Source organism: Bradyrhizobium algeriense (genome assembly GCF_003062295.1).
Taxonomy (GTDB): domain Bacteria; phylum Pseudomonadota; class Alphaproteobacteria; order Rhizobiales; family Xanthobacteraceae; genus Bradyrhizobium; species Bradyrhizobium algeriense.
Genome location: NZ_PYCN01000003.1, coordinates 99259 through 111213, shown reverse-complemented (window position 1 = coordinate 111213; position 11955 = coordinate 99259). Strand labels below are relative to the sequence as shown.

Genomic DNA, 11955 nt, shown 5'->3' with positions numbered 1-11955 from the left:
TCGATCACACGGTCGTAGATCGATTACTGCTCCTTCTTGAACAAATCCTGGAAGATGAGCTGGCCCCAAGTGCGGCCGCGTGCGTGCACCAGCGCGCCACCCTCGTTGAGCTTTCCCAGCTTGACGGGTGCGAACCCGAGTTGTTTGGCCAAGGCCGCCACGGGAGCGATCGCGTCCTCGTCGTCGCTCGACAGAAAGACGACCCGGTGCCCGCCCTCGACGATCGGATCGGCAGCCAGGGTGGCCGCAACCAGGTGATTGAAACCTTTCACGAGCTTGGCGCCGGTGAACGCCTTCGCGACGAAGGCGGAGGACGGTAGTCCGTCCAGCTCTTCAGGGACTGGAAACGCATTCATCGCGTCGATCACTGTCTTGCCTTCCCAGCTCGGGAGAGCCTTCGCAACCTCGCGATGCTCCCCGAACGGGACCGCCAAGATGATCGTGTTGGCCTCGAGCGCATCCCGCAGCGACTTGGCGACGACCGTGGGTCCGATTGCCCGAGCCTGCGGGGCCAATGCCTCGGGCGGCCGGCGGCTCGCGACGGTCACCTCGATGTTTTTACGGGCGAAGGCGTGGGCGAGGGCCTGGCCTATCTTACCGAATCCTACAATCGCGTAGCTCATAATGGTTCTCCGATCCTTGTTGATATTGATTTCCTGGCCTTCAACGGCACCTGCCGATCAGCCACTTCCGGCGATCCGGCGCGAATTCAGATGGCCGAGAAGCCGCCGTCGACAGACAACTCCACCCCATTCACGAAGCTCGAATCGTCTGAAGCGAGAAACAGCGCGACCGCCGCAATTTCCTCAGAACGACCCATCTTTCCCCGCGGGATCAGGGATTCGAACATCTGCTTCGCCTCCTCGGTGAGAACCTGGTCCTGCATCGGTGTGGCGATCGGCCCCGGGTGCAGCACGTTCACCCGGATATTCCTGCCCTTCAGCTCGTTGAGCCAACCGCGTGCGAATGCGTGCAGCGTCGCCTTGCTCGCCGCATAAACGCTGTAACCAGGAAAACCTTTGATCGAAGCAACTGACCCGGTCATGAAGATCGATCCGCCATCGTTGAACAGCGGCAACGCCTTCTGGACCGTAAATAGCGTGCCGCGCGCATTCAGGTTGAAGGCCGCATCGAAGTGCTGCTCGGTAATCTCGCCCAGCAGGACGCCTTCGCCCACGCCGGCGCTCGCATACAGGACGTCGATCCTGCCCTTTTCCCGCTTGACCGTATCGAACAGGCGGTCGAGGTCGTCGAGATTGGACGCGTCGCCGCGCACGCCGGTCACGTTCCGGCCGATCAGCTTGACGGCCTCGTCCAGCGCCTCCTGTCTCCGGCCCGTGATGAAAACATAGGCGCCTTCTTCAACGAACCGCCTGGCGCTCGCCAGCGCCATGCCGCTCGATCCACCCGTGATGACTGCAATCTTACCCTCAAGCTTTCCCATGACTTCCTTTCAGACTCCGTCTTTGGTCGTTCGGGGATGCCCCCGAGAACCTCGACATAGGCCCGCCGGAGTCAGGCGTTGAGTGCGGAAGCGCGCACATCGGTGGTGCGAAATCGATCCGGCTGGACGAGGACGCCCGCCGTCCGGAATTGGACCGCGCTCGTCGACATAGGCTATGACGACAGCCCGTAGTGCTGTTCGATGTGTGAGATACGGGCTTTGGAAAGGCGCACCGCGCGGTGCGGGATTGCACCATGATCGACTGGGATGACGTTCGCTACTTTCTCGCCGTCGCGCGAGGAGGCTCGGTGCGGGCTGCCGCCGAGCGCCTCGGTGTGAACCACGCGACCGTGCTGCGACGCATCGCCCAGCTCGAGGAACGCCTCGGTGTGCACATGTTCGAAAAGCTGCCTTCGGGCTACCGCCTGACGGCTGCGGGCGAGGAGGTCCTCGAGTTCGCGGACCAGATGGAAGCGTCGTCGCACCAGCTCGAGACGCGCGTCTTCGGCCGCGACCAGAGCGTGCGCGGGCGTCTGCGGGTGACGCTGGCGCCGCCCCTCGCGACACACCTGCTCATGCCGGACTTCGCCGATTTCGCGCGTCTGCATCCGGACATCGAGATGGAAATCCTGTCGTCCGGCGAGCTGGCAAATCTGACCAACCGAGAGGCCGACGTGGCGATCCGCGTCGTCTACGACCGCAAAACCCTGCCGCTCAATCTTCACGGCCTGAAGGGACCGGAGCTGTTCGGAGCCGTCTACATGTCCCGCGATCGACTAGCCGCGTGGCGTGCAGGCGCGCCTGATCCCATCCGGTGGATCGTCATAAGCATTCATGGCATCCCAGACTGGGCCAGCGAGGGTGACGTTCGCACCACGGGGGTTCCATTCAGGATCACGGACGCCGAGGCGCAGATCGTTGCTGTACGGCAAGGGCTCGGGATCACGACACTGCCGTGCTTCGTCGGAGATGCCGACCCCCTGCTGGTGAGGGTGCCGGGCACCGACCTGCACATGTACGGAACGCTCTGGCTTCTCACACAGGGGGAGACGCGCAAGACGAAGCGCGTGCGGCTCTTCACGGAGTTCGTATCCCGCAGGCTCGCCGCGTACGCTCCGCTTCTCGCGGGGCTGTCCATATTGCGCGACTGACGCGCGGCAGGTAGCCGATGGCGCTGGAATTACGGTGACAGTGCACGAAACTGCAACGGTGACCTAATGCCGCCTCACAAACTGGCCTCGCGGGCAAATCCATTCTGATTTTCCGAAATCGTGTCAAGCTGTGCCGCGAGAATGCGGACCCATACCATCCCGCTGTTTGAATCTTGAATCAGAGAGATGCTTCCAACTGCGCGCGCTTTCGGACTGCGTGCTGTTCCTTCAGGCGCAGAAACTCGCCTGGTATATTGACCGCGAATGTCGGCGGCTACGATATCCTGCTCCAACTCATCCCGGTGGGGCGGGCGCTGTTTTATCGCCAGAAATGAGGCCGCGGCCGAAACTCAGACTGCCCCTGAGGTGTAAGCGCAAAGATCGTCGCCACGCCGGCTGCTGTGGCATCCCGCTGATCATGGCACGCATTGCGATAGGTCAGTCAGGTTGTATGCCGCAACACCATTGTGAATGGACGTGAGCTATTGTCATTTGATCCGATCGAAGGCGCTGACTAATGCGGTGATCCTCTGGGGGCCCCACAGTCAAGGGGAGGCGTCCATGACTGATCTCAGGGTCACAATCAAAAATACCTCCGAGAGCGGCGGCACATTTTTGACGCCGGCCTGGCTCGGTTTCCACGATGGAAGCTTCGATCTGTTCAACGTCGGGGAAGCGGCTTCGGCGGGGCTCGAGCAATTGGCCGAGGACGGCGCCGCCACGATACTTGGCACCGAGCTCGTCGCCGCCGATGCCGACGGACAGGGTTTGGTTGTCCCCGGCGCCGCCGGCCCGATCGCGACGCAGGAGACCACCTCGGCCATCCTCGACGTCGACGGTGCCTCCAATCCCTTCGCCAGTTTCGGATCGATGATTATCCCGTCGAACGATGCGTTCATCGGCACGGATGAGGCGTTGCGGCTGTTCGACGCCCAGGGTCGCTTCCTCGGCGAGACGACCATCACATTCGCGGGCACAGATGCATACGACGCCGGCACCGAAGTAAACACCGAACTTGACGCGGCCTTCATCAACCAGATGGCGCCCGACACCGGCGAGGACGAGTTCGGTGTCGTTCACCTCCATCCCGGATTCAACGGCTCTCTGGGCAACCCGGTCGGCGAAGGCGACCAGATCATCCTCGGCGGCGTCAATGACGCCGGCGAGTTCATTGATCCGGTCGCGGCCGACTTCACCCGTCCCGGCGCCCAGCTGGCTGAAGTCCACATCAACACGGTTCGCGTTCGGGAAGGAACGGACGACCGCGATCTGATCATCGGCCGCGGAGACGATGACCTTGTCACGGCGGGCGGTGGTGACGACACGGTGTTTGGTGGTGCTGGCTGGGATGTTGTCGATGGCGGCACCGGCGATGACAAGATTTTTGGCGGCCGGGGTGACGACCAGCTCAATGGTGGCGCGGGCGATGACAAGATCCTCGGCGGCCCGGGCGACGACCTGATTGCCGGCGGCGAGGGCGACGACTGGATAGCGGGCGGCGCGGGCGCCGACACGTTCCTATTTCAGGGCGGCGACGGCAACGACCAGATCGCGGGGTTCGGCAAGGACGACCAGATCGCACTCAATGTCGAGGGCGTCGACACCTTCGAGGACGTGCTTGCGCACGCGACACAACGCGATTCCGGCGTCGTCATCGACTTCGGCGACGACGGCAGCATTTTCCTGCAAGGAGAATCGCTCGGTCGTCTCTCGGCCGACCACTTGCTGTTCGCCTAGGATATCGGCTGGGCATCGACATGATGCCGATCCGTATGGGCCGGAGCATCATTTCACTGGGGTGGGCACGCAAAGCATGCCCACCCCACAGGACGCTGCTAACCGCGTAGAGCGGAATAGCTGAGCCGAAGGCATAATCCACCGTATTGGCTCACCGGGACGAAATGGCGGAACGGCGGGTTACGCTTTCGCTAACCCGCCCCACGGGCTATATGACCAAGCTGCGATTTCGCGCGTTCAGAAGGGTCAGGGACAGGGCAACGAGACTTGGCGCTCCATCGTCAGCGGCAAGACAATCTCGGTTCCCGCGCGCTTCCATGAAAACCTCCAGCATGTTCAAGCTTCCATCAGCCTGGAGGACAGGAATTCGATGAAGCGCTGGGCCTTGGCTGGAATAAGGCGAGTTTCGGTGACGGCGTGAATGCTGACCGACGACCCCTGCCATTCGGGCAGGACACGCCGGAGGCGGCCAGAGGCAAGATCTTCGGCGACGATCTTCTCGGCAAGCAGGGCGATGCCCTGGTCGTTGACCGCCAGGGCGCGGGTCATCCCGACACTGTTGAGCGTGAAGCGGCCGCGAACGCCGACCTCGACCTTGTTCATCCCCTGGTGCAAAGTCCAGGTCGGGATCCGCGGCATGCAGATGCATTCATGCTCCGCCAGGTCCGCTGGTGTCGCGAGCTCGCCTGACGCTTCGATATAGCCAGGAGACGCATAGAGGTGGCGCGAATGCCGCCCGATCAGGCGAGCGATCAGACTGGAATCTTCCAGTTTGCCGATGCGAATCGCCACATCGAACGGCTCGGCCACCAAATCGACGCGGCGTGGGGTCAGGTCGAATTCGAACGTGATGCCGGGATAGTGCCGCGCGAAATCGGCGATGATCGGCATGAGGTAAAGCGTGGCGAAGTCGACCGGGAGCGAAACCCGCAGGACACCGCTCGGCTGCTCAACCATCGCGCCGAGCTGTTCGTGCGCGAGCCGTGCCTCGTCGACGATTCGCTTGCTTCGTTCATAATAGATCTGGCCGGCTTCGGTGAGCTCGATGTTGCGCGTCGTGCGATGCAGCAGTCGCAGGCCGATCGCCTTCTCCAGCTCGCTGATACGTCGCGACAGCGTGGAGTTTGGCATGCCGAGAGCTTCCGCGGCCTTCCGAAAACTCTGGCCACCTCCACGAACAGCGCCATGTCGTTCAAATGGCTCAACTGATTGCTCCATATATGGAAGTATGTTTCCAATTCCATCGGATTTATCCCGAAATCGGAATGGTGGACAAGGACTCCAGCGAATGGAGAACCCAAATGAATCCACCGGAGATTTTAAATTGACCCAATCACCACATACTTCGACTACCTCGGATAGGAAGGCACTTGCCGAGACCGCAAATTCAAGCGCGACGGGGAAGAAAAAGGTCTTGTTCGTCGGCGCCACGGGATTCCTCGGAGCCAAGATTCTCCGCAACCTGGCGCATGATGCGAATGTGGCCGTCGTTGCGATGTCGCGTAAAGGCGCGCCCTCAAATGAGAGCGCCGATGTCGAATGGGTGCGCGGCGACATGATGGATCCAGGGTCACTGGATCGTGCTTTGCAGGGCGTGGACGTCGTCGTCAGCTCGGCCAACAGTTACATGAAGGGAAGCCTCGACACGGACTTCCAGGGCAACAAGAATCTTATAGAGGCCGCAGCAAGAGCCAATGTTGGCCGATTTGTCTTTCTCAGCATCGTTAGCTGCGAGTCTGCGTCAGCAGTGCCGCATTTCCATGCCAAGAAAGTGGCCGAGGATCTGATCAAGGCTTCCGGGGTGCCATACGTATTTGTCCGCGCGCCTACATTTCTCGATCAAAGCTCAGACCATATTGCGAAGGGTGTGAAAGCTGGCCGGTTCCTGGCGGTCGGCGATAAAGCCACGAGGTGGTCCTATGTGCTGACGGATGATCTTGCCTCATATCTCGCCAAAGCCGCGACATTTCCTGGTAGTGAAATCAACAACCAAACGATCGATGTCGGCTGGCGCGATGGTCCCAGGAGCCAGCAGGAGATCGCCGATATCGTCTCCGAAATTACGAAGAGACGTCTCAAGGTCCGGGTGGTGCCGTGGCTGGTTCTCCGCTTGCTCGCACGCCCGGTAAAGCTATTTTCCGAGCTTGGGTATGATCTGATTCAGATGTTTCTGTTCTTCAAGAAGGGCGTCTATGTTTCGAACATTTCGCAACAAGAGCACTTCTTTGGACCCGCCCCTATATCCCGAGATGCGATCACACGATGGGCAAATAAAGTTTGGCTGATAAACCAGCATGCGAATATAGCTCTGAACAATCGAGTGGGAGTAGGGGGCCAAGTAGCTAAGCGGCCGGAATAAACGCATATCCGTGCCCTTCCTCAACTACTCTACCGAGGCTTGGTCGACCCAGGTGAGCGCCGGCCAGCCAGGTATGTGCATCCGCCGCGTCCTGGAGCAACCTGATCCGGGTCGTCCGCGCCATGGACTCGTCATCGTCATAGGCCCAGGTAAGTTCGGGACGGGCAAACTGTGCAGCAGGAACGTGGATCAGGTCGCCGCAGAACAAGATATCGTCCTCGCCAGTGCGGAGGAGATAACCCATATGGCCCGGAGCATGCCCAGGCATTGCCAACGCCAGCAAATGATCGGCCAGCCGGTCTCCTCCGTTAATGGGGGCAAGGAGTGGACGAAACTCCGCTAGTTTTGGCTCGGCAAGAAACCCCTCAACGGCGTCCTCCCCGATCACGATCTTGCTCAGGTTGTTAAATGCTCGTCGACCGTCAGGCGTTAGAAGACCATTGATGTGGTCGCCATGAGCATGGGTGAGGGCGACCACAGTGATCGATGACGTGTCGATGCCTGCCTCTGCCATCGCCTCCCCGAGGTGGCCCATGGAGGGCTCCCAACTCCCGCCCGCTCCACAATCAATCAAAACGCGGTCGATGCCAGAGCGATCGAACAGGAAGCAGTTGACCGACAATCGAACCAGCAAATCGTCTCGCTGAGGCGGTTCGGTCTGCCTACCTGTTTTGTTGTCGGGATATCTGAGGGATTCGGCGGGCAGGTCGACATGTCCGTCAGAGAGTGACCAAATCTTCCATGATCCCGAAGCGCAGCCCAGGGCATTGGGGCTCTGTGACAGAAATTCCACGGACAACCTGCCAAGCGTATGATTCACTTTTGTAAAACAGCACCGAAGCCGTCAGGTTTTCGAAGTCATGACTTTCTGAGCGATCTTCCAGGTTCCGTTGACCTTTAAGCATGACAACATGTCGGTGAAGTAGCGCGGTGGAATTTGCAATTTCAACTTCAAAAGCGCGAGCTCTCCATCGATGTCTATTGACAGGATCTGATCGTGGCGCTCCAGGCCCTGTTGTTTCGGAGCTTTCATATTACGGACGGCTGCCAGCCACATCCCAATCGGCGTCACGCTCACGTTGCCGTCGTCGCCGACTTTGGTCACGGAACTGGAGGGATGAAATATGGACGCAAATTTGTCAGCATCCATTTCATAGGCACCGTCGAAATAGGTCTGCGCCAGGGAGTGCAAGGCACGAGCATCGGCATCCATAAGCTTGTTATCCATAAGGTTGTTATTTGGAACGGGAGGAGGCTGCGCATGGCTGAAAGTCCGATCTCCAGGCATCAAACCAGGAGTACTGACGAGCGTAGCTCCAATAATCACGCTGGCAGATCGACTCAAAAATGCTCGTCGATCCATTTTTGACATTCTGCTCTCCAAAAGTCCCTGTGGGTTTAAGTTGCGTTGTTGGCAAACTCTAGGACAAAGTGGCTTATGAGACTAGACATGTTGCAAGGCATGGAGTCATGATCGATATTCATAAATCATGAGAAGCGAACTGAACGAACTAGCTACGTTTGCAATCGTCGCCAGTGAACGAAGCTTTACACGGGCCGCGGCAAAGCTAGGTGTGTCTCAATCTGCCCTGAGCCACACGATCCGGGGACTTGAGCAACGACTCGAGTTGCAGCTTCTCGCTCGGACGACCAAGAGCGTCGCACCAACCGCTGCAGGGGCAGCTCTTTTGAAAGAGTTGTCTCCGGCACTTGAGCAAATTGCTCGTGCCCTCAACAAAGCCCGAAGCGTTCGGCACCGACCCGCAGGGCGCCTCCGAATTGTAATGTCCAGGTCGGCTGCCGTGATGGTGTTGTTGCCGCGGCTCACGGCATTTGCTGAGGCCTACCCCGACATCGTTCTTGACGTTGTTACTGTCACTGGCCCTGTAGACCTCGTTGCGGGCGAGTTCGATGCCGGTATTCAACTCGGCGAGTACATTCAAAAGGACATGATCGCGGTGCGGGTCACGCAGGAGCTGCGATTGGCAGTGGTCGGATCGCCTGGCTATTTTGCATCACGAAGCATTCCCCAGAAGCCGAAGGATCTGAATGATCATCGATGTATAGGCCTGCGTCTTCCGGGCGGTCCTTATCGGTGGGAATTCGAGAAAGGACGAAAGGCGGTCACGGTCGGTGTGAATGGTCCGCTTATAATCGATGATACCCACCTCGTGATTCAAGCGGCACTCGCTGGCGTCGGCCTGGGCCTCGCATTTGAAGAGCAGGTCGCAGAGCATGTTGCGAAGCGCCGCCTTATCCGTGTGCTGGAGGACTGGACGCCGCCAATTCCCGGCTTCTTCATGTATTACCCCAGTCGTCAGCATCAGCCTGCTGCGCTGTCTGCACTCGTGAACGCGCTGCGACTCTCTTGACAACAGTCGGCGCGCGACGATCGGTAGCCGTGGCTATCGGAACTGACGTGTGGAGTGCGCGGGTCATCGCGCGGCCTCAGCTCCGCCGCCGCCGCCGTCAGCAGTGCCGCCGCTTTTGGCGGCCGGTGGCAGGACTGCTGCGCGGTGGCACAGAAGCCCTGCGGCTCAGCGAAAGTTTGGTTGATCACACCAGTAGATCGGGCTTGGTGGGAGAAGGCGCGGCCCGTGCCAATCAAATATCTTAACACGAGGCTTCACGATTGCCGACATAGGTTCGGGACGCAGCATTCCAAGGTAACGTACGCCTGCAATTTCCTGTCAATTGGATTTCCAGAAACGTAAAAGTAAATTTAGTTGAGAAGATCGCGCTGGATTACAATGTTTGATCTCAGCGTCGGGGCCTGCAGACCCCCGGGGGTCCCAAGACGGTTCTCCGTCCAAGTTCTGCTCACTGCTCGAGGTCGTGTGACCCCGGGCGCTGGGCGTTTGGACAGAAACATGAGCTGCATTTCTCTAAAATGTCCGAGTAGCGTTTGTTGCGGCCGTCGAGGCGCGTTGGATCACTCGGACGCGGCAGAACCGGCTGAGGTGGCACGATGAACTTGGTGTCCTTGGCGTTGCGACGTCCGATTTCGCTTTTGACGATGATCGTAGCCGTCGCCTCGATCGGTTTTCTGGCGCTCCATCGCATGTCTCGCGACATCTTCCCGGACCTCGGGGTGCCCGTCCTGTATGTGGCCCAGCCGTACGGCGGCATGGATCCGGCGCAGATGGAAGGGTTCATCGTCAACTATTACGAGTATCATTTCCTCTACATCACTGGCATCGAGCATGTCGAAAGCAAATCGATTCAGGGCGTAGGGCTAATCAAGCTCCAATTTCATCCCGGTACCGACATGGCACAGGCCACGGCGGAGACGGTCGGCTACGTCGACCGGGCCCGCGCCTTCATGCCCGCCGGAACCGTGCCGCCCTTCGTGATGCGGTTCGATGGGGGCAGCGTTCCGGTTGGCGACCTCGTCTTCTCCAGCAAGACGAAAACGGTGGCCGAGCTTCAGGACGCCGCACTCTTCAAGGTGCGCCCCTTGTTCGCGACCTTGCCAGGCGTGTCGGCACCGCCGCCGTTCGGCTCAAGCCAGCGTACCATTCTCGTTCGCCTGGATCCCGACAAGCTGCGTGCGTACAACATGTCGCCGGACGAAGTGGTGCAGGCGTTGGCCGCAGGTAATACGGTCAGCCCGTCTGGTAACGTCCGCATCGGCGACCTCATGCCCATGGTGCCGGTCAACTCCGTGGTTGGGGATTTCAAGGGCCTGAACAACATTCCCATCCGATCGCGCGGAACACAGACGATCTTCATACGGGACGTCGGGTCGGTCGAAGATGGCGCCGACATTCAGACCGGTTACGCGCTGGTGGACGGACGTCGTACGGTCTACATCCCCGTCACCAAACGGGCGGACGCCTCGACACTCGCGGTCGTCCAGGCGGTCAAAGCCAACCTGCCACGCTTCCAGTCCGTGCTGCCCGACGATGTCAAGGTCAGTTACCAGTTCGATCAGTCGCCCTACGTGACGCGCGCCATCCAGGGTCTCTTCGTCGAAGGCGCTCTCGGCGCGGTGCTCACAGGCTTCATGGTGCTGCTGTTTCTGCGCGATTGGCGCAGCTCGCTCGTTGTGGTCATGAACATTCCGCTTGCGATCCTCGCGTCGGTGACGGCGCTCTGGGTATCGGGTCAGACGATCAACATCATGACCTTGGGTGGGTTGGCGTTGGCTGTCGGCATCCTTGTCGACGAGGCGACAGTAACCATCGAGAATATCCACACCAAGCTCGCTGATGGCCGCAGTCTTGCCCGTGCCGCCAGCGAGGCCACCGCAGAGACGACGCTGCCCCGGTTCGTGGCGATGCTCTGCATTCTGGCGGTGTTTATTCCCGCCTTCTTCATGACAGGCGCTGCGCACAATCTGTTCGTACCGCTGGCCTTGGCGGTCGGCTTCTCGATGGTGGGGTCGTACCTGCTTTCGAGTACCTTTGTGCCGGTACTGTCGGTCTGGATGCTGCGCAATCCGAGCACGCACCCCAAGTCGCAAGAGACGTCTTTCGATCGGCTACGTGCCAGGTACGATCGGTTCGCGCGCGTCGTCATGAAACGACGGCGTATCGTTGTGATTTCCTATCTCATTATCAGCGGCGCGATCATTGTTCTGGTCGGCAGCGCGGGCAAATCCAGCCGATGGCGGAGATGTTCGGAGGCTTGCGTCTAGGACTCCTGATAGCGGTGTTTGTCATCCTTCTGCTGCTGACCGCCAATTTCCAATCGTTCCGGCTTTCGCTGGCGGTGGGGTTGACGATTCCCGCCGTCATCGCCGGCGTCGTACTGATGCTTTGGCTCACCCGAACCACCCTCAACATTCAATCCTTCATGGGCTCGATCATGGCAATCGGTGTCGCGGTGGCAAACGCCATCTTGCTCGTGACTTTTGCTGAGCGTAGCCGGGTCGAGGGCCGCGAACCCTGGGAAGCGGCAATAGAAGGCGCACGGAGCCGTCTGCGTCCGATCCTGATGACCAGTTTCGCGATGCTGGCCGGCATGGTGCCGATGGCGCTGGGTCTGGGAGAGGGCGGAGAGCAAAGTGCGCCGCTTGGGCGGGCGGTGATCGGCGGTCTTCTCGGCGCGACATGCGCCACGCTCGTCATCCTGCCTGCGATCCTGGCCATGCTCCAGTCACGGCATGCCCCGGTTTCCGCGTCGCTCGATCCTGACGACCCGCACAGCCGCTATTTCGAGTCCGAATCGCGGCTTGGATCGGCGCCGTATCGCCGCGACCGACCCGCTGAATCCCAAACGCTGGCGGCGGAATAAGCAAACAACCGCAATGGATGCTGGAG

At 59.9% G+C, this 11955-nt stretch carries 10 protein-coding genes and 1 pseudogene; 6 read left to right on the top strand and 5 right to left on the bottom strand.

The annotated features are described in order from the left end of the window. Window positions 1-23: 23 nt before the first annotated feature. Together C7G61_RS08125 and C7G61_RS08120 are read right to left on the bottom strand one after the other, a co-directional pair. On the bottom strand, window positions 24-623 hold the full coding sequence (locus tag C7G61_RS08125) for an NAD(P)-binding domain-containing protein (protein WP_108513593.1): 600 nt from the start codon (window positions 621-623) through the stop codon (window positions 24-26). Between the two features lie 86 nt (window positions 624-709). Further along, the gene (locus C7G61_RS08120; protein ID WP_108513592.1) at window positions 710-1444 is read right to left on the bottom strand and encodes an SDR family NAD(P)-dependent oxidoreductase; all 735 of its coding nucleotides are present in this window, start codon (window positions 1442-1444) and stop codon (window positions 710-712) included. A 254-nt stretch (window positions 1445-1698) separates the two neighbouring features. Here C7G61_RS08120 and C7G61_RS08115 point away from each other — a divergent pair, with 254 nt between their 5' ends. Beyond that, entirely contained in the window at window positions 1699-2595 is an 897-nt protein-coding gene (locus C7G61_RS08115) for a LysR family transcriptional regulator (protein ID WP_108513591.1), read from the top strand. 471 nt (window positions 2596-3066) lie between these two features. Then, window positions 3067-4332, top strand: coding sequence for a spondin domain-containing protein (locus C7G61_RS08105; protein ID WP_108513590.1), 1266 nt, complete (start codon window positions 3067-3069; stop codon window positions 4330-4332). Between the two features lie 336 nt (window positions 4333-4668). On the opposite strand, the pseudogene C7G61_RS08100 reads toward C7G61_RS08105, so the two are convergent. After that, window positions 4669-5537 (bottom strand): annotated as a pseudogene (locus C7G61_RS08100) (LysR family transcriptional regulator). Between the two features lie 209 nt (window positions 5538-5746). Here C7G61_RS08100 and C7G61_RS08095 point away from each other — a divergent pair. Further along, window positions 5747-6691: an SDR family oxidoreductase gene (locus C7G61_RS08095; protein ID WP_244608241.1), complete on the top strand. Its 945-nt coding sequence runs from the start codon at window positions 5747-5749 to the stop codon at window positions 6689-6691. Here the strand turns inward: C7G61_RS08095 and C7G61_RS08090 are convergent. Together C7G61_RS08090 and C7G61_RS08085 are read right to left on the bottom strand one after the other, a co-directional pair. After that, window positions 6675-7484, bottom strand: coding sequence for an MBL fold metallo-hydrolase (locus tag C7G61_RS08090; RefSeq protein WP_190241725.1), 810 nt, complete (start codon window positions 7482-7484; stop codon window positions 6675-6677). The two genes, C7G61_RS08095 and C7G61_RS08090, sit on opposite strands and share 17 nt — an antisense overlap. Window positions 7485-7535: 51 nt before the next feature. Continuing rightward, on the bottom strand, window positions 7536-8063 hold the full coding sequence (locus C7G61_RS08085; protein ID WP_244608191.1) for a nuclear transport factor 2 family protein: 528 nt from the start codon (window positions 8061-8063) through the stop codon (window positions 7536-7538). Between the two features lie 115 nt (window positions 8064-8178). Here C7G61_RS08085 and C7G61_RS08080 point away from each other — a divergent pair, with 115 nt between their 5' ends. The 3 genes from C7G61_RS08080 to C7G61_RS45520 all read left to right on the top strand — a co-directional run bounded on the left by C7G61_RS08080 (window position 8179) and on the right by C7G61_RS45520 (window position 11929). After that, complete coding sequence (locus tag C7G61_RS08080; protein ID WP_202975766.1) at window positions 8179-9063, top strand: LysR substrate-binding domain-containing protein; 885 nt, start codon at window positions 8179-8181, stop codon at window positions 9061-9063. A gap of 596 nt (window positions 9064-9659) precedes the next feature. Continuing rightward, complete coding sequence (locus C7G61_RS08075) at window positions 9660-11330, top strand: efflux RND transporter permease subunit (protein WP_202975762.1); 1671 nt, start codon at window positions 9660-9662, stop codon at window positions 11328-11330. Then, window positions 11300-11929, top strand: a complete 630-nt coding sequence (locus C7G61_RS45520) for an efflux RND transporter permease subunit (RefSeq protein WP_202975761.1) — start codon at window positions 11300-11302, stop codon at window positions 11927-11929. Before C7G61_RS08075 ends, C7G61_RS45520 begins: the two co-directional genes overlap by 31 nt. Window positions 11930-11955 lie beyond the last annotated feature (26 nt).